The organism is Stenotrophomonas maltophilia, from assembly GCF_004920835.1.
Classification (GTDB): domain Bacteria; phylum Pseudomonadota; class Gammaproteobacteria; order Xanthomonadales; family Xanthomonadaceae; genus Stenotrophomonas; species Stenotrophomonas maltophilia_AQ.
Genome location: NZ_QFHO01000020.1, coordinates 25,525 through 43,311 on the forward strand (window position 1 = coordinate 25,525; position 17,787 = coordinate 43,311).

Sequence of the window (17,787 nt, forward strand, 5' to 3'; positions counted from 1 at the left end):
GGAGGGCGGACAACGGTCAGGGATGTGCGGCGAGGAAACGCTGCACCTGCTCCTGCAACCAGCGCGGATCATCCCACATCAGGAAGTGGAAGCCCCGCGCACTCATCGCGATCTGCACGCCGTGCAGCTTCGCGTACTGGGCCTGGAACACCGCCCGGGTGCTGTCCTCGGTAGCGCCCATCGGCTGGTAGCCGGCCCAGCTGCCCAGCACCAGGGTTGGTGCGCTGATCGAGGCGATGCTGCCGCGCAGGTCGGTGGTCATCACCGCATGCATGGCATCGGCCGTGGTCTGGCGGTCGCTGCCCTCGCCCCAGCGGCCCAGCTCCGCCTGGTGCTGCGGATCGCGGGTCATCCCCGGCAGACCTGCCTTCAACTGCGCCTGCCATTGCGCGGCATCGGCGGCGAGCATGCCCTTGCGCAGCTGGTCGGCCATCGGCCGCACGCTGTCAGCCGTGGCGTTCGGGTCACGCGCGGCCGGCAGGAACGGCAACGCATCGACCACCACCAGTGCGCTGACCGCCGCCGGCTCGGCCTGCGCCATCTGCAGCCCCAGCAGGCCACCGAGGCTGTGGCCGATCACCACCACCGGGCCCAGGTGCTGGTCATGCAGGTAGGCAAGCAGCTGCCCACGCATCGCCGGCAGGAATTCGGCCGGGCGCGGATCGGCCGGTGCGGCGCCGGCAAAGCCGGGCAGCTGCACCAGGCGGCACTGCACATCCTTCAGCGCCAGGCACGTCTCGCGCCAGACCTCAGCGCTGCTGTTCAGGCCGGGGATCAGCAGCAGCGGGCGGCCCTTGCCGACCACCTCGACCTGCACCTTGCCGGTGCCGGTGGCGGCGGCCGCATGGGCCGAACCGGAGCCAAGCACGGCCATCGCCATGCCGATCATGACCAGCCGGGCCAGCGCCTTCAGTGCGTACCAGAGTGCCAGGAAGATCTTCATCGTCTGCTCCTTCATCGGGTGGGTGTTGCCGGGTCTGGGGTCAGCGTGGCCGCAGCGGCGGCACCCCGGTTGCGATTCCGGAGCAACGGCCGGGTGCCGGGGCGAACGGTCGCAGGCGGCGGACGGTGTACACCCGCACAAAATTGACAACATCTATCTTGATGAAGAGATATACTGGTCCGCACCCGCCGCTGCCGCCCGTGCCATGACCGCCATCAGCTTCGAGTTCTATCCGCCCAAGACCGACGAACAGCGCAGCCAGCTGGACCGCGCCGCCGCCAAGCTGAAGGACTACGGCCCCGAGTACGTGTCGTGCACCTTCGGTGCCGGTGGCTCGACCCTGAGCTATACCTCGGAGACCGTGCGCCACCTCAACCAGCACCATGGCTTCGATGCCGCACCACATCTGTCCTGCGTCGGCGGCACCCGTCAGGAAATCCGCGAGCTGCTCAAGCTGTACCGCGCGATCGGTTGCCGGCGTCTGGTCGCGCTGCGCGGCGACCTGCCCTCGGGCATGGGTTTCCCCGGCGACATGCGCTATGCCGCCGAACTGATCGACTTCATCCGTGCCGAGCACGGCGATGCGTTCCACATCGAAGTGGGCGCCTATCCGGAAACGCACCCGCAGGCTTCCGACGCACTGGCCGACCTGAAGCACTTCAAGGCCAAGATCGACGCCGGTGCCGATGCGGCGATCACCCAGTACTTCTTCAACCCTGACGCCTACTTCCATTTCGTCGATGAAGTGCGGCGGCTGGGCGTGCAGGTGCCGATCACCCCGGGCATCATGCCGATCGCCAACTTCAGCCAGCTGCGCCGCTTCTCCGAGCAGTGTGGTGCGGAGATTCCGCGCTGGATCAGCCGCAAGATGCAGGCCTATGGCGATGACGCCGAATCGGTGCGTGCATTCGGCACCGAAGTGGTGGCCCGGCTGTGCCAACGGCTGATCGAAGGCGGCGCGCCCGGCCTGCACTTCTACACCCTGAATCTGGCCAAGCCGACCACCTCGGTGCTGAAGCTGCTGCAGGGCTGAAAGCACGCCACACCGCCTTGAACGGCGCTACCCTGCGTCGATGAACCGGCTTTTCTTCCTGCTGATGCTGTTGCCACTGTGGTCGGCAACGAGCGCTGCCCATGCGCAGTCCATGCGCCTGAACCGCTGCACCGATGCGCAGGGCCAGAGTGTCTACACCGACCGGCCCTGCGACAGCCTGGGCGCGCGGTCGCGGTTGCCACCGCCTGCGCCCGCCGGCAACACGATGCCGCGCGATACCCTGGGCGCGCGCTGTCCGCGACGGTTGAGTGAGCTGGTGGAAGCGCTGCGCACCGGCATCGTCAGCAACGATGTGAACCGGCTGTCTTCGCTGTACCTGTGGAGCGCAGTCTCCGACGCAGGCGCACAACGTATCCTCGGCCAGTTGGAATCGTTGGCGCGGCGGCCGTTGGTGGACGTGGTGCCGGTGTATCCGTCACAGGCGCTGGCGTCCTCGCAGGAGCAGGGTCAGAGCCCTGCTGCGCAGGGATCCGACCCTGAGCCTCGTGCCGCGCGGCATCCGGTCGGTCTGCGCCTGGAGCAGACGCTGCCCGGCAGCGCGTCGCGCGCTTCGACGGTGCTGGGATTGCGACGGCAATACGGGTGTTTCTGGATCACGTTGTAATCGGGAGGGGTTCATCCACGCATGGCGTGGATCTACTGCATCCGGTGGGGGTCGGATCCCTTTCCAGCGGAAAGGGCTCTGACCCCGCGTGCACGGCGTTACGCTGGCCACAGCCCGCGAATCGCAGCGATGCCCTGCCCGCCATGGCGGCGCGCCTCGGCGATGTGGCCGCTGCCCATGCCACCCAGTGCATAGATCGGCAGCGATACCTGCGCGCGCAATGCGGCGAAGGCATCCCAGCCCATCGGTGTGGCAGCGGGATGGCTGGCCGTGGCCTGCACCGGGCCCAGCACGGCGAAGTCACAGCCCAGCCGCTGCGCAGCCTGCAGCTGCCGCAGGTCATGACAGGACGCGGCAACCAGCTGCCCCTCTGGCAGCGGTCGTTTCTCCAGTTCCAGCAGCTGTTCGCTGCCCAGGTGCACGCCCACGCCCAGTGCGCGCGCCAGTTCGATATCGCGGTTGAGCAGCCACTGCACGCCGCTGCGCCGATGCGTGCGCAGGGCCTGTTCCAGCATCGCCTGCCGCTGTGGATGCGTCGGAGGCAGGCGCAACTGGATGCGCTGCTGGCCCGCGCCTACCGCGCGCTGCAGCTGCTCATGCCAGTGCTGTATGCCACTGTCATCGTCGGCCGGCGCCGGGGTGATCAGGTAGCTGTCGGGCTGGCGCAGGGCGGCCACCACTGGCAGGTCGGCCGGCGGCATCGAGTAGCGGCCCAGCTTGTCCGGCGCCACCCAGGTGATCGCCTGGCCCTCGCGCCCGCGCGGGGTGCCCTTCCAGCTACGTACATGGCGCACTTCCAGGGTCAGGTGCTTGTCCGGGTAGCGCTGTGGCACGTCCATCAGCCACTCGCCGACATCCGCCTCGATACCCAGTTCCTCACGCAGCTCGCGCACCAGCGCCTGTTCGGAGGTTTCGCCGGATTCGCGCTTGCCGCCGGGGAATTCCCACAGGCCGGCCATGTCGCGGTTCTCGGTACGGCGGTTGAGCAGCACGCGGCCACGGGCGTCGGTGATGACGGCGGCCACGACGTGGATCGATCGGGTGGGGGAAGGCATGGGGGAAGCATGCCCAGAACAGGGCGGGCCGCGCAATCTCGGATCTGGCCGGATCAGCCGCGCGAAACAGCCGCCATGAAAGAAAAGCCCCGCTTTCGCGGGGCTCTTCGGGTCAGCTCAGCTGGCCGTGGCAGTGCTTGTACTTCTTGCCACTGCCGCAGGGGCATGGATCGTTGCGGCCGATCTTCGGCTCGTCACGCTGCGCCTGTGCGATGCCCTGCTGGGCGGCCTGCACCTGCGCCGCTTCCTCGTCGGCACTGTAGCTGCCAACGTCCTGGTGCTGGAACTGCGACTGGCTCAGGCGGGCTTCGACCTGCTGGCGCTCGGCCGCTTCCAGTGCCTGCACTTCCTCGTCGCTGCGGATGCGCACGCGCGACAGCAGGGTCACCACTTCGCGCTTGACGTTCTCCAGCATGTCCGAGAACAGCTCGAAGGCTTCCTTCTTGTACTCCTGCTTCGGCTGCTTCTGCGCATAACCACGCAGGTAGATGCCCTGGCGCAGGTAATCCATGCGTGCCAGGTGCTCCTTCCAGCTCTGGTCCAGCACGGTCAGCATCACGTGCTTCTCCAGCGCGCGCATGGTCTCTTCGCCCACGCCGGCTTCCTTCTCGGCGAAGTGCTGGTTGACGCGCTCCTGCACCTTGGCGGCAATCGCCTCGGCGTCCAGCTCCTCGTGTTCCTTGACCAGACCGGTCAGCGACATCTGCAGGCCGAAGTCCGACTCCAGGGTCGCTTCCAGGCCACGCAGGTCCCACTGCTCGTCGATCGAGTTCGGCGGCACGAAGCGGGCGACGATGTCGAAGATCACGTCGTCGCGGATGCCATCCACGTTGTCCTTCACCGACTCGGCGTCCAGCAGCTCGTCGCGCTGGGCGTAGATCACCTTGCGCTGGTCGTTGTTGACGTCGTCGAAGTCCAGCAGGTTCTTGCGGATGTCGAAGTTGTGGGCCTCGACCTTGCGCTGCGCCTTCTCGATCTGGCGGCTGACCAGGCGGTCCTCGATGACGTCGTCTTCCTTCATGCCCATCATGCGCATGGCCTTCTGCACCCAGTCGGAGGCGAAGATGCGCATCAGGTTGTCTTCCAGCGACAGGTAGAAGCGGGACGAACCCGGGTCACCCTGGCGGCCCGAACGGCCACGCAGCTGGTTGTCGATACGGCGCGATTCGTGGCGCTCGGTGCCGACGATGTGCAGGCCGCCGGCAGCCTTCACCGCTTCGTGGCGCTGCTGCCAATCGGCCTTGACCGCGGCCTTCTGCGCATCGGTGGCGTCCTCGCCCAGCTCATGGATCTCCGCTTCCAGGGAACCACCCAGCACGATGTCGGTACCACGGCCGGCCATGTTGGTGGCGATGGTGACCGCGGCCGGGCGGCCGGCATTGGCGACGATGGTCGCTTCGCGGTCATGCTGCTTGGCGTTGAGCACTTCGTGCTTCACGCCGGCCTTGCGCAGGTGCTCGGACAGCATTTCCGAGGTTTCGATCGAGGTGGTACCCACCAGCACCGGCTGGCCACGCTTGGCGCACTCTTCGATGTCGGCCAGCACCGCGTTGAACTTGCCCTTGCGGTTGAGGAACACCTGGTCCGGGCTGTCCTTGCGGATGGTCGGGCGGTTGGTCGGGATCACCACCACTTCCAGGCCGTAGATGCTCTGGAATTCGAAGGCTTCGGTATCGGCCGTACCGGTCATGCCGGACAGCTTCTTGTACATGCGGAACAGGTTCTGGAAGGTGATGCTGGCCAGCGTCTGGTTCTCGCGCTGGACCGGCACGCCTTCCTTCGCTTCCACCGCCTGGTGCAGGCCATCGGACCAGCGACGGCCGGACAGGGTGCGGCCGGTGAACTCATCGACGATGACCACTTCGCCATCGCGCACGATGTAGTCCACGTCACGCTGGTAGATCGCATGCGCGCGCAGCGCGGCGTTGAGGTGGTGGACCACCGTCAGGTTCTGCGGCGCGTACAGGCCTTCGGTCTCGGCATTGAGGATGCCGGCCTCGACCAGCAGCTGCTCGGCGTGCTCCATGCCTGCTTCGGACAGGTGCACCTGCTTGCCCTTTTCGTCGACCCAGAAGTCGCCTTCGCCGTCTTCCACTTCCTGCTTGACCAGGTTCGGCACGACGCGGTTGACGCGGATGTACAGCTCCGGGGAATCATCGGCCGGGCCGGAGATGATCAGCGGGGTACGCGCTTCGTCGATCAGGATGGAGTCGACTTCGTCGACGATGGCGTAGTGCAGGCCGCGCTGGTAGCGGTCGGCCTTGGACAGCGCCATGTTGTCGCGCAGGTAGTCGAAACCGAATTCGTTGTTGGTGCCGTAGGTGATGTCCGAGGCGTAGGCTTCGCGCTTGTCGCTGTGCGGCATGCCCGGGTATACCACGCCCACGCTCAGGCCCAGCCAGTTGTACAGCTTGCCCATCTGCGCGGCGTCGCGGCGGGCCAGGTAGTCGTTCACGGTGACCACGTGCACGCCCTTGCCTTCCAGCGCGTTGAGGTACACCGGCAGGGTTGCCACCAGGGTCTTGCCTTCACCGGTGCGCATTTCTGCGATCTTGCCCAGGTGAAGCACCATGCCGCCGATCAGCTGCACGTCGTAGTGGCGCATGCCCAGCACGCGGCGGCCGGCTTCACGGCAGACCGCGAACGCTTCCGGCAGCACCTTGTCCAGGGCTTCACCATCGGCGATGCGCTGCTTGAACTCCGGCGTCTTGGCCTGAAGCTGCTCGTCGGAAAGCTTCTCGATCTCCGGCTCCAGCGCATTGATCTTGGCGACGATGCGGTTGAGCTGGCGCAGCTGTCGTTCGTTACGACTGCCAAATACGCGGGTAAGCAGGCTGTTGATCATTGAAGGAACCGGGTTGGATGGACACGACGCCCGGCCTCCCCCTTGGGATCCGTCCGTCGCAAACGAAACAGGGCGCCTGGCGCCCTGTCGATGGCAACACCCATTGTAGCTTGGGACGGCCGGCTGAGGTTTCAACCCTTCGGCGATGGGGTCAGAGCCCTTCCGCGCTGCGGAAGGGATCCGACCCCGTGCGGGATCGGGGTCGGATCCCATTCGCCATGGCGAATGGGCTCTGACCCCAGACCAGGGTTCAGCCGCGGCTGATGCGGCCGACCGGCGTGTTGCCGCCGTCGCCGAGGAACTTGCGCGGGTTGACCACGTTGCCGTTCTCCCACACCTCGAAGTGCACGTGGGCACCGGTCGAACGGCCGGTGGAACCGGCCTTGGCCACTTCCTGGCCGGCACGGACCAGGTCGCCGACCTTCACCACCAGGCGCGAATTGTGCGCGTAGCGGGTGACATAGCCATTGCCGTGGTCGACGTCGACGACGTTGCCGTAGCCGCCCTTCACGCCGGAGAAGCTGACCACGCCTTCGGCCACGGCCATCACCGGGTCACCGACCCTGGCGTGGAAGTCCATGCCCTTGTGGGTGGCCGCACCGCGGCCGAACGGGTCGGCACGGGTGCCAAAGCCGGAGGTCACGTAGCTGTTGCGGATCGGCATGCGCGACGGCACGGCGTTCTGCTGCAGCTGGTGGTCGAACATCAGCGATTCCATCACCGACAGCTGGCGGCCTGAAGCAGCGAAGCGCTGCTCCAGCACCTGTAAGTCGGCGTTGACGTCCTTGACCGGGATGTCGGTGGTCGGGCCACCAGCATCGCCGTCACCGAGGCCGGGGGTCTCGTTGAAGTCGAACTCGCCGTCTTCCAGCTTGCCCATCTGGGTCAGGCGTTCGCCGAGGGCGTTGAGGCGGGTGGCCTGGGCCTGCAGCTCGCCAAGGCGGGCTGCCAGCGCGTTGACCTGGGTCTGCGCGTCGCGCCGGACCTTGGCCAGCTCCGCGTCCTGGCGCTCGACCTTGGCCTGCAGCCGGGAATCATTCAGCGCGCTGGCGCCAATGCCGCCAGCAAGGCCGATAATGCAGCCTACCCCGAGCACGCTGCCCAGCAGGGCACGGGGGCGGTCCTCGAAATAGAACCGCAAACGCGCGATGGGCGACGATTTGGCCTGTCCTTCACGCGTTTTGATTACGATCTTTTTGAATGCCATCAGTGAGTTTTCATGTCTGAGCCGAAATCCAGCGTTCGCCCCGCCTCCAAGCCCAAACCGGCGCTGGATGCGGTGATGGCTGACAAAAGCGGGAACCCGCTGCGGCGTGCCTTGTGGCTCGACGCGCTGGACCGTCAGTTGCGCCCCCAGTTGCCGCCACCTCTGCGCAGCCGTTGCCGGCTGGCCAATGTGGACGGGGAACACCTCGTTTTTCTCGTCGAATCCCCGGTCTGGCATGCCAAGTTGCGGCTTGCCGAAGCCCAGTTGCTCGACGCGGCCCGTTCCATCGGGCTGAAGGCCACCAAGGTGACCATCAAGACTGCGTCCTCCACTCCCACGCGCTCCCCAGCGCTCGACAACCGGAATGGACCCCACGCAGTTTCAGCCGCCACGCACAAAGGGCTACGCGACGCCTTGGCTTGCCTGCAGGACGTTCCTTCAAAGCCGAAGAAACGGTCCTGATGACAACGGAGCATCCGGCTCCGCTCCCCGTCGCGCGTGTCACCACGGCGTGAAACATTTCGGGGGCCGGGTCGCATCCTAGCTGCCATCCGGGGCCCTGTCGTTAGATTGTTGTTAAAACTACGTTAAATTCAGGCTTCCGATCCAACAGGTTCACAAAACCGTGACCTCGAACCGGCCTTGACGCCCCTCAAGCGCGCTGAATGCGCGGCGGGCGCCTGAAACGACAACGCCGCCCTTGAAGGCGGCGTTTTTGTCTTTGAATTCAACAACCTATGTGGATCAGGCGTAAGCCGGCGTCGCATACTCGACCGGGTCCGGGGTGGCCGGCGAGTCGAAGCTGACCCATTCCCAGGCGGTGGCGTCGGCCATCAGCGCCCGCACCAGCTTGTTGTTGAGCGCGTGGCCGGACTTGAAGCCCTCGTAGGCGCCCAGCACCTGGCCACCGGCCAGATAGAGGTCGCCGATCGCGTCGAGGATCTTGTGGCGCACGAATTCGTCGGCGTAGCGCAGGCCGTCTTCGTTGAGCACGCGGAACTCGTCCAGCACGATGGCGTTGTCCATCGAACCGCCCAGGCCCAGGTTGCGTTCGCGCATGTACTCCAGGTCGCGCATGAAGCCGAAGGTGCGCGCGCGGGAGATTTCCTTGGTGTAGGCCAGCGTCGAGAACTCGATTTCCTGGCGCGACTGCTTGGCCGGGATCATCGGGTGGTCGAACTGGATGGTGAAGCCCAGCTTGTAGCCCTCGTACGGGGTGAAGCGGGCCACCTTGTCGCCTTCGGTCACTTCCACCGTCTTCAGCACGCGGATGAAGCGCTTGGGCGCACCCTGTTCCACGATGCCTGCCGACTGCAGCAGGAACACGAAGGGACCGGCCGAACCGTCCATGATCGGCAGCTCGGCCGAGGACAGTTCGACGATGATGTTGTCCACACCCAGGCCGGCCAGCGCCGACATCAGGTGTTCGACGGTCTGGATCTTGGCGTCGTTGCAGGTCAGGCCGGTGCACAGGGTCACTTCGGTGACCAGTTCGGCCTTGGCCGGCACTTCCACGACCGGGTCCAGGTCCACGCGGCGGAACACGATTCCATGGTTGACCGGTGCCGGGCGCAGGGTCATGTAGACCTTGTCACCGCTGTGCAGGCCAACGCCGGTGGCGCGGATCGTGTTCTTGAGGGTGCGTTGCTGGATCATGGGGGTGGACCGGAAGTGACACATTAGATTAACACGCAGGGTCCCCTACCCCGACTGAAACGCCGGCAGGACACACCGGCGCGCCGGTAGGACACGCGTGAAGCAGGGCGGCCGGGCCCATCCTGGCCCGGCGCCCGCGTTTTCAGGACATGGTGGCGCAACCCGGGGAGGACAAGCCCCGGGCCGGGCCGCTTAGTCCGCCTGGCGGCGCAGGAAGGCCGGGATGTCCAGGTAATCGTTCGGCAGTTCCGCCGCCGCCGGGGCCGAAGCGGCCGGGGCCGACGGAGCGGAGGCTGCCGCGGTATCGCTGCTGGCACGACGCAGGCCCAGGCCCATGCCACCCACCGCCTTCGACACGGCGTCGCCGCCATTGTCGAACTCGCCGAACTCCGGCTGGCCGGTGGTGGCGTTGCGGACCAGCTTGATCGGCGCACGCTCGCCCGGACGCTGGGACTTGCTGGCCGAGACGCGGTTCAGGCCGGTGGCGACCACGGTCACGCGCACTTCGTCCTGCATGTCCGGGTCGAGCACGGTACCCACCACCACGGTTGCATCTTCCGAAGCGAAGCCGTCGATGGTTCGGCCGATCTCGTCGAACTCAGCCATGGTGAAGTCGGCGCCGGCGGTGATGTTGACCAGGATGCCGTTGGCACCGGCCAGGTTCACGTCGTCCAGCAGCGGGTTCTGGATCGCCGATTCGGCAGCGGCCTGCGCGCGGTCATCACCGCGGGCGGTGCCGGTACCCATCATTGCCAGGCCCATTTCGGACATGACGGTGCGCACGTCGGCGAAGTCGACGTTGATCAGGCCCGGACGCACGATCAGGTCGGCGATGCCCTGCACGGCGCCCTGCAGCACGTCGTTGGCGGCACGGAAGGCCTGGATCATGGTCGCGTTGCGACCCAGCACGGTGATCAGCTTCTCGTTCGGGATGGTGATCAGCGAGTCGCAGTGCTGGCTCAGCTCTTCGATGCCCTTCAGCGCGACCTGCATGCGGCGACGCCCTTCGAACGGGAACGGCTTGGTGACCACGGCCACGGTCAGGATGCCCATTTCCTTGGCCAGCTGTGCCACCACCGGCGCAGCGCCGGTGCCGGTGCCGCCGCCCATGCCGGCGGTGATGAACACCATGTCCGCGCCCTGCAGCGCGTCCATAATGCGCTCACGATCTTCCAGAGCAGCCTGGCGGCCGACTTCCGGGTTCGCGCCTGCGCCCAGGCCCTTGGTCACGTTGGTACCCAGCTGCAGCTGCAGCTTGGCACCACAATTCTTGATGGCCTGCGAGTCGGTGTTGGCGGTGATGAACTCCACGCCATCCACCGCCGAGTTGACCATGTGCGCCACGGCATTGCCGCCGCCGCCGCCCACGCCAACCACCTTGATCACCGCATTGGGTGCCATCTTTTCGATCAGTTCAAAATGCGCCATGTCCGTGTCCTCGTTGTATCCGCTTCGGCTGGCATGGGCATTCGGGCGTCCTGCCTTCCTGCTGCATGCCGGCGTTGCGGCTGTGTGGGTTGTGTGTTGCCGGTGCTGCGTTGTGTTGCGGGTACTGCGGGTGTTGCGCCCGGGCGATGCCGGGGTTTACCGGTTCCGCGTCAGAACTCGCCGCGGAACCACGTCTTGAGTTTCTTGAACATGCTTCCCGCGCGCCCGGTCGGCAGCGACGGCCGGCGCGGGTGCTCGATCTGGCTGCCCATCAGCAGCAGGCCCACGCCGGTGGCGTGTACCGGGTTGCCGACCACTTCACCCAGGCCGGTGACGTGCTGCGGGATGCCCACGCGCACCGGCATCTGCAGCATTTCCTCGGCCAGCTCCACCACGCCCTCCATCTTCGAAGCACCACCGGTCAGCACCATGCCGGCGCGCACCAGTTCCTCGAAGCCGGAGCGGCGCAGTTCGGCCTGAACCATCTCGAAGATTTCCTCGTAACGGCCCTGCACCGCCTGCGCCAGCGAGTGGCGCGGCATGCGACGCGGCGGACGATCGCCCACCGACGGTACCTGGATGCTCTCCTCGGCAGTCGCCAGCTGGGCCAGGGCGCAGGCGTAGCGCACCTTGATCTGCTCGGCTTCCGGGGTCGGCGTGCGCAGCATGTGCGCGATGTCGTTGGTGACGTGGTCGCCGGCGATCGGCAGCGAGGCGGTGTGGCAGATCGCACCCTGCACGAACACCGCGATGTCGGTGGTGCCGGCGCCCATGTCGACCAGCACCACGCCCAGCTCGCGCTCGTCGGCGGTCAGCACAGCCACGCTGGAGGCCAGCGAGGACAGCACCAGGTCGTCCACCTGCAGGCCGCAGCGCTGCACGCACTTGCTGATGTTGGCCGCGGCCGACTGCGCGCACACCACCAGGTGTGCATGCACTTCCAGGCGCACACCGGTCATGCCGACCGGGTTGCGGATGCCTTCCTGCGAATCGTCCAGCACGTACTCGCGCGGAATCGCGTGCAGGATCTTCTGGTCGGCCGGGATCGCCACCGCCTTGGCCGCATCGAGCACGCGATCCAGGTCGCCCCAGGTCACTTCGCCGTCGCGGATCGGCACGATGCCGGGCGAGTTCTTGCACTGCACGTGGTTGCCGGAGATCGAGGCATACACCGAGCGGATCTCGCAGCCGGCCATCAGCTCGGCTTCTTCCACCGCGCGCTGGATCGACTGCACGGTCGATTCGATGTCCACCACCACGCCGCGCTTGAGCCCACGCGATTCATGCGAGCCGATGCCGATCACTTCGATCGGATTGCCCGGCGAGTACTCACCCACCAGCGCCACCACCTTGGAGGTGCCGATGTCCAGGCCAACGATCAGCGATTTGTCACCCTTGCGATTCATGTTCTTTCCTGCGTGCTTCTGGCCGGGGTCGCCGGCGTTTTCGCCGACGTGGCCGGGGTACCCCAGCTCAGCGTGAAACCATTGGTGTAACGGAGGTCGGCGCGCTCGATCGGCGCGTCCTGACGGTTGAGCTGCGGCAGCACCTTGACGAAGCGCTGCATGCGCGAGCGCGCGTCATCGCGGCCGACCACCACTTCGGTGCCATTGCTGAGCACCAGCGACCAGCTGCCGCGCGCATCCATCGTCACCCGGCGCACGTCCACGCCGGCCGGTGCGAACAATGCACGCGAGTCGCTGTACAGCTTCATCACTTCTTCGGTCTGGCTGTCCGGGCCGTCCAGTTCGGGCAGCGCCAGGTCGGCCAGCTTCTTCGGCGTCGGGAACAGCTTGCCCTGCTCGGAAACCAGGCGGTCGTTGCCCCAGCGCGCGAACGGCTTGTGCTCGACCAGGGTCACTTCCAGCACGTCCGGCCACTGCTTGCGCACCCGCGCGCTCTCCACCCACGGCAGCTTTTCCAGCGCGTCCTGCGCGTCCTGCAGCTTGACTGCGAAGAAACCGGAGCGCGCATACGGCATCAGCACCTGCTGCAACTGCTCGGCCGGCACCCGCTTGAACTCACCGTGCACGCGCAGCTTCGCCAGCGGCCAGCGCTCGGCGCCGACCCAGCCATTGACCACGGCCACCACCGGCAGTGCAACCACCGACAGGGCCAACAGCCAGACGAAGATGCGCAGCAGCGCGTTCATGCGTGCGATGCCTCCAGAGTCTGTTCCAGCACGCGCCACACCAGTTCCTCGAAACCGATGCCGGCCTGGCGTGCGGCCTTGGGCACCAGCGAATGGCTGGTCATGCCCGGCGCGGTGTTCACTTCCAGCAGGAAGAAGCGGCCGCTGTCGCGGTCGCGCATCACGTCCACGCGGCCCCAGCCACGGCAGCCGGCAGCACGGAATGCAGCCAGCGCAATGCGGCGGATTTCATCTTCGGCATCACCGTCCAGGCCCGGGCACAGGTACTGGGTGTCTTCAGCGATGTACTTGGCGTTGTAGTCGTACCACTGGCCCTTGGGCACGATGCGGATCGACGGCAGCGCGACATCGCCGAGGATGGCCACGGTCAGTTCGTCGCCCACCACCATCTGTTCCATCAGCAGCTGGCCGTCGTAGCGCGCGGCCAGGGCCACCGCTTCGTCCAGGCCGGCGTCATCGGTAACCCGGCTGATGCCCACGCTGGAGCCCTCGTTGGCCGGTTTGACCACCACCGGCAGGCCAAGTTCGGCGGCATTGGCGTGCACGTCCTCGGCAGTGACCTTCCGGTACTGCGGGGTCGGCAGGCCCAGCGACAGCCACACCTGCTTGGTGCGGATCTTGTCCATGCTCAGCGCCGAGCCCAGCACGTTCGAGCCGGTGTACGGCACGCCGAAGGCGTCCATCAGGCCCTGCACGATGCCGTCCTCACCGCCACCGTTGTGGCCGTGCAGGATGTTGAACACGCGATCGATGCCACCGGCTGCGAGCGCCTTGGCCAGCGCCGGAATGCCATCCACCGCGAACGCATCGACGCCACGCGACTGCAGGGCTTCAAGCACGTTGCGGCCGGAATCCAGCGACACCTCGCGTTCGCTGGAGCTGCCGCCGAGCAGCACGGCGACGCGGCCGAACACAGCCGGGTCGGTCACTCGCAGCGGCGGGAAGGTCAGCGCGCTCACGCCTCGCCCTCCCCCTTGAAGCCTTCCACCGCGATGTGGGTGGCCACGGCACCGATGTCGCCGGCGCCCATCATCAGCAGCAGGTCACCGTCCTGCAGCACGTCCGGCAGCACGCTGGCCAGCTCGGCGGCCTTGCCCACCACCACCGGCTCGCTGCGGCCACGCGCACGGATGGCGCGGGCCAGCGCATGCGAATCGGCACCGGCAATGGGTTCCTCGCCGGCCGGGTAGACCTCGCTCAGCACCAGTGCATCGACGCTGGACAGCACCGCGGCGAACTTGTCGAACTGGTCGCGGGTACGGCTGTAGCGGTGCGGCTGGAAGGCCACCACCAGACGCTTGTCAGCCCAGCCACCACGGGCGGCGGCGAACACCGCCTCCAGCTCGCTCGGGTGATGACCGTAGTCGTCGATGATGCGGACCTTGGCGCCGCTGGCGGTGGTCACTTCGCCCAGATCGTTGAAGCGACGGCCAACACCGGCGAAACCTTCCAGCGCACGCGCGATCGCGTCCGGCGCAACGCCCAGCTGCCAGCCCACCGCAGCGGCGGCCAGCGCGTTGAGTACGTTGTGCTTGCCCGGCAGCGCCAGCACCACTTCCTGGCTGGTGCCCTGCGGCAGGCGCAGGGTGAAGCGCATGCGCGAGCCTTCCTGCACCACGTTCTCGGCACGTACGTCGGCCTGCGGGCTCATGCCGTAGCTCATCACGTGGCGCGGGGTCTTGGCGGCCAGCGCAGCCACTTCGGGATCATCGATGCACAGCACCGCCAGGCCGTAGAACGGCAGGCGCTGCAGGAACTCGGCGAACGCCGCCTGCACCCGCGCGAAGTCGTTGCCGTAGTTCTCCAGGTGGTCGGCATCAATGTTGGTGATGATCGACATCAGCGGATTCAGGCGCAGGAAGCTGCCATCGCTTTCGTCGGCCTCGGCCACCAGCCACTGTCCACCGCCCAGCTTGGCGTTGGCACCGGCAGCCAGCAGCTGGCCACCGATCACGAACGTCGGGTCCAGGCCACCTTCGCTCAGCACCGCAGCGGTGAGGCTGGTGGTGGTGGTCTTGCCGTGGGTACCGGCCACCGCGATGCCGCGGCGGAAGCGCATCAGCTCGGCCAGCATCGCCGCACGCGGCATGATCGGAATACGCTGGCTGCGCGCTTCCATCAGTTCCGGGTTGTCTTCGCGGATGGCACTGGAGACCACCACGCAGTCGGTGCCCAGCACGTTGGCTGCGGAGTGGCCGCGCATGATGCGCGCCCCCAGGCTGGCCAGGCGACGGGTCGCCACGTTGTCGGCGTTGTCCGAGCCGGACACCTCATAGCCCAGCGTCAGCATCACTTCGGCGATACCGCTCATGCCGGTGCCGCCGATGCCGACGAAATGCACGCGCGGGAACGCGCGCACCAGATCGTTGGTGTCGTGCAGGCGACGGATCATGCGCGGCCTCGCGCAGGGCAGGCGCGGTGGCATGCCTTCTTCATACAGCTTCCTCAAGAATGATATCGGCGATGCGCTCGGCGGCATCGACCTTTGCCAGAGCACGCGCGGCTTGCGCCATCTGCATGCGGCGGGCGGGATTTTCGGACAGATCACGCAGCAGTGCGGCAATGCCGTCAGCCAGCGTTCCGTCCTGCTTCAGCAAAACCGCCGCGCCGCGCTCGACCAGGTACTCCGCATTGCGGGTCTGGTGATCGTCGACGGCAGCGGGGAATGGCACCAGCACGCTACCGACACCCACCGCGCACAGCTCGGCCAGCGTCGAAGCGCCCGCGCGGCACACCACCAGGTCGGCCCAGGCAAAGGCCTCGGCCATGTCGGCAATGAACGGGGTGATGTCAGCCTGCACGCCGGCCTTGGCATACGCCTCGACCGCTTCGGCATGCATCTTCTCGCCACTCTGGTGGCGCACCTGCAGCGGCACCCCGGCGCCCAGCGCGGCGATCGCCTGCGGCACGCCGTTGTTGAGTGCACGCGCGCCCTGGCTGCCACCGACCACCAGCACGCGCAGCGGGCCATGACGGTCGGCGAAGCGCTGTTCCGGCGGTGCGATGGCGGCGATTTCGGCACGCACCGGGTTGCCGACGAACTCCTCGCGCTTGGCGAAGGTGCCCGGGAAACCGGTCAGCAGGCGGCGCGCATAACGCGACAGGATGCGGTTGGTCAGGCCCGGCGCACGGTTCTGCTCATGCACGATCAACGGCAGCCCATGCAGGCGCGTGGCCATGCCGCCCGGCCCGGAGGCAAAGCCACCGAAGGCGACCACCGCGCGAGGCTGGCGCTTGCGGATGATCATGCCGGCGGCGCGCAGCGCGCGCATCAACCGCCACGGTGCACCAAGCAGGGCCAGTTTGCCCTTGCCGCGCAGGCCGGTGATGGCCAGGGTGTCGATCGGAATGTCGTGCTGCGGCACCAGACGGGTTTCCATCGCACCATCGGCGCCCATCCAGGCGACGGGCACGCCACGCTCGCGCAGCACGCGGGCCACGGCCAGGCCGGGGAAGATGTGACCGCCGGTGCCACCGGCCAGGATCATCACCGGCCGTGCAGTGTTGGTGGCTGCGCTCATGACAGCCTCCCGAAGGTCGGTTCGATGCGCGACTGCAGGCGGCTGGTGCCACGTGCGGCGGCCGGCCCGGCAGCGGCGGCCACCGGTTCGGCGCTCATCGGCACGCTGGCCGCAGCCGGTGCGGCCGGCGCGTCCACGGGTGCATCGGCCACGGCCTCGTCGCCACCGCCGATACGCACGGCCTGGCGACGCTCGGCACGCTTGAGTTCATAGGACACGCGCAGCAGCAGGCCCATCGCCACGCAGGTCATCAGCACCGACGAACCACCGGAGGAGATCAGCGGCAGGGTCAGGCCCTTGGTCGGCAGGATGCCCAGGTTCACGCCGATCGAGACGAAGGTCTGCATGCTGATCCACAGGCCGATGCCGAAGGCGATGTAGCCGGAGAAGTGGCGCTTCATTTCCACGCAGCGCATGCCCAGCCAGAAGGTGCGGCCGACCAGCAGCGCGTACAGCGCCACGATCACGCAGGTGCCGAGGAAGCCGAACTCCTCAGCGGTGACCGAGAAGATGAAGTCGGTATGTGCTTCCGGCAGGTAGTACAGCTTCTGCACCGAGTTGCCCAGGCCAACGCCGGTCCACTCGCCGCGGCCCACCGCCATCAGCGCGTTGGACAGCTGGTAGCCGTCGCCCTGCTGGTCGGCCCACGGGTCCAGGAAGGAGGTGATGCGGCGCATGCGGTAAGGCTCGATGATCGCCAGCGCGCTCATGCCGACCAGGCCGATGATCACCGGCATCGACATGCGCGGCATGTTCACCCCGCCCAGCACCAGCATGCCGGCGGTGATCGCCAGCAGCAGGGTGGACGAACCGAAGTCCGGCTGCAGCAGCAGCAACAGCACCAGCGCACCGGCCACGCCCAGCGGCTTGAGCATCGCCGGCCAGGTCGCGTTGACCTCGTCGCGGAAGCGCACCAGGTAGCTGGACAGCCAGACGATGTAGAGCACCTTCACCGCTTCCACCGTCTGGAACTTGGAGATGCCCAGGTTGATCCAGCGGCGCGCACCGTTGACGGTGCTGCCCAGGCCCGGCGCGAACACCGCCAGCAGCAGCACGAAGCAGCCCAGCAGCAGCATCTGGTTGTACTGCTCGATGGACTTCAGCTCGGTGCGGGCGGCAACGACCGCCAGCACGATGCCCACCGCCAGGAAGATCAGGTGGCGGTTGAGGTAGTAGAACGGGCTGCTCATCAAAGCGATCGAGCTGGACGCCACCATCACCACGCCGATGCCCGTGAGCGCGATGATCGCGCCCAGCAGCCACTTGTCGTAGCTGCCTTCGATGGCTTCAAGGCGTGTTGCCTGGCGGGACAGGTCGTTCAT

General features: G+C 67.0%; 14 protein-coding genes and 1 pseudogene. 3 read left to right on the forward strand and 12 right to left on the reverse strand.

Annotation, left to right across the window (positions count from 1 at the left end):
- Positions 1-16: 16 nt before the first annotated feature.
- Positions 17-943, reverse strand: a complete 927-nt coding sequence (locus tag DI041_RS14380) for an alpha/beta fold hydrolase (protein ID WP_136638866.1) — start codon at positions 941-943, stop codon at positions 17-19.
- Positions 944-1,148: 205 nt separating this feature from the next.
- Between DI041_RS14380 and metF the strand changes: the two genes are divergently transcribed.
- Positions 1,149-1,976 carry a methylenetetrahydrofolate reductase [NAD(P)H] gene (gene metF, locus DI041_RS14385; RefSeq protein WP_004143823.1) on the forward strand — a complete coding sequence of 276 codons (828 nt, stop codon included), beginning with the start codon at positions 1,149-1,151 and terminating at the stop codon, positions 1,974-1,976.
- 40 nt (positions 1,977-2,016) lie between these two features.
- Complete coding sequence (locus DI041_RS14390; RefSeq protein WP_136638865.1) at positions 2,017-2,601, forward strand: DUF4124 domain-containing protein; 585 nt, start codon at positions 2,017-2,019, stop codon at positions 2,599-2,601.
- Positions 2,602-2,699: 98 nt separating this feature from the next.
- On the opposite strand, the gene DI041_RS14395 is transcribed toward DI041_RS14390, so the two are convergent.
- From DI041_RS14395 to DI041_RS14405, 3 genes are all read right to left on the reverse strand, one after another.
- A complete protein-coding gene (locus DI041_RS14395; protein WP_046982705.1) occupies positions 2,700-3,656 on the reverse strand; it encodes a Nudix family hydrolase in 957 nt (318 codons plus the stop codon).
- Positions 3,657-3,768: 112 nt separating this feature from the next.
- Positions 3,769-6,501: a preprotein translocase subunit SecA gene (gene secA, locus DI041_RS14400; protein ID WP_136638864.1), complete on the reverse strand. Its 2,733-nt coding sequence runs from the start codon at positions 6,499-6,501 to the stop codon at positions 3,769-3,771.
- Positions 6,502-6,751: 250 nt separating this feature from the next.
- Positions 6,752-7,708 carry a M23 family metallopeptidase gene (locus DI041_RS14405; protein ID WP_012510051.1) on the reverse strand — a complete coding sequence of 319 codons (957 nt, stop codon included), beginning with the start codon at positions 7,706-7,708 and terminating at the stop codon, positions 6,752-6,754.
- Positions 7,709-7,720: 12 nt separating this feature from the next.
- Here DI041_RS14405 and DI041_RS14410 point away from each other — a divergent pair, with 12 nt between their 5' ends.
- Complete coding sequence (locus DI041_RS14410; protein WP_012510050.1) at positions 7,721-8,170, forward strand: DciA family protein; 450 nt, start codon at positions 7,721-7,723, stop codon at positions 8,168-8,170.
- 282 nt (positions 8,171-8,452) lie between these two features.
- Here the strand turns inward: DI041_RS14410 and lpxC are convergent, their stop codons facing one another.
- The 8 genes and pseudogenes from lpxC to ftsW all read right to left on the reverse strand — a co-directional run bounded on the left by lpxC (position 8,453) and on the right by ftsW (position 17,787).
- Complete coding sequence (gene lpxC, locus DI041_RS14415; RefSeq protein ID WP_046982702.1) at positions 8,453-9,364, reverse strand: UDP-3-O-acyl-N-acetylglucosamine deacetylase; 912 nt, start codon at positions 9,362-9,364, stop codon at positions 8,453-8,455.
- Positions 9,365-9,556: 192 nt separating this feature from the next.
- Positions 9,557-10,792 carry a cell division protein FtsZ gene (gene ftsZ / locus DI041_RS14420; RefSeq protein ID WP_004143720.1) on the reverse strand — a complete coding sequence of 412 codons (1,236 nt, stop codon included), beginning with the start codon at positions 10,790-10,792 and terminating at the stop codon, positions 9,557-9,559.
- Positions 10,793-10,962: 170 nt separating this feature from the next.
- Positions 10,963-12,198 carry a cell division protein FtsA gene (gene ftsA, locus DI041_RS14425; RefSeq protein WP_005408083.1) on the reverse strand — a complete coding sequence of 412 codons (1,236 nt, stop codon included), beginning with the start codon at positions 12,196-12,198 and terminating at the stop codon, positions 10,963-10,965.
- A 68-nt stretch (positions 12,199-12,266) separates the two neighbouring features.
- A pseudogene (locus DI041_RS14430) lies at positions 12,267-12,944 on the reverse strand (cell division protein FtsQ/DivIB); the annotation flags it as partial.
- A complete protein-coding gene (locus tag DI041_RS14435) occupies positions 12,941-13,903 on the reverse strand; it encodes a D-alanine--D-alanine ligase (RefSeq protein WP_136638863.1) in 963 nt (320 codons plus the stop codon). The gene DI041_RS14435 and the pseudogene DI041_RS14430, both read right to left, overlap by 4 nt.
- Entirely contained in the window at positions 13,900-15,336 is a 1,437-nt protein-coding gene (murC, locus tag DI041_RS14440) for a UDP-N-acetylmuramate--L-alanine ligase (RefSeq protein WP_012510048.1), read from the reverse strand. Before murC ends, DI041_RS14435 begins: the two co-directional genes overlap by 4 nt.
- Before the next feature lie 40 nt (positions 15,337-15,376).
- Positions 15,377-16,465 (reverse strand): undecaprenyldiphospho-muramoylpentapeptide beta-N-acetylglucosaminyltransferase, encoded by a 1,089-nt coding sequence (murG, locus tag DI041_RS14445; protein WP_136638862.1) that lies wholly within the window; start codon positions 16,463-16,465, stop codon positions 15,377-15,379.
- Positions 16,462-17,787 (reverse strand): putative lipid II flippase FtsW, encoded by a 1,326-nt coding sequence (gene ftsW, locus DI041_RS14450; protein WP_004143661.1) that lies wholly within the window; start codon positions 17,785-17,787, stop codon positions 16,462-16,464. Before ftsW ends, murG begins: the two co-directional genes overlap by 4 nt.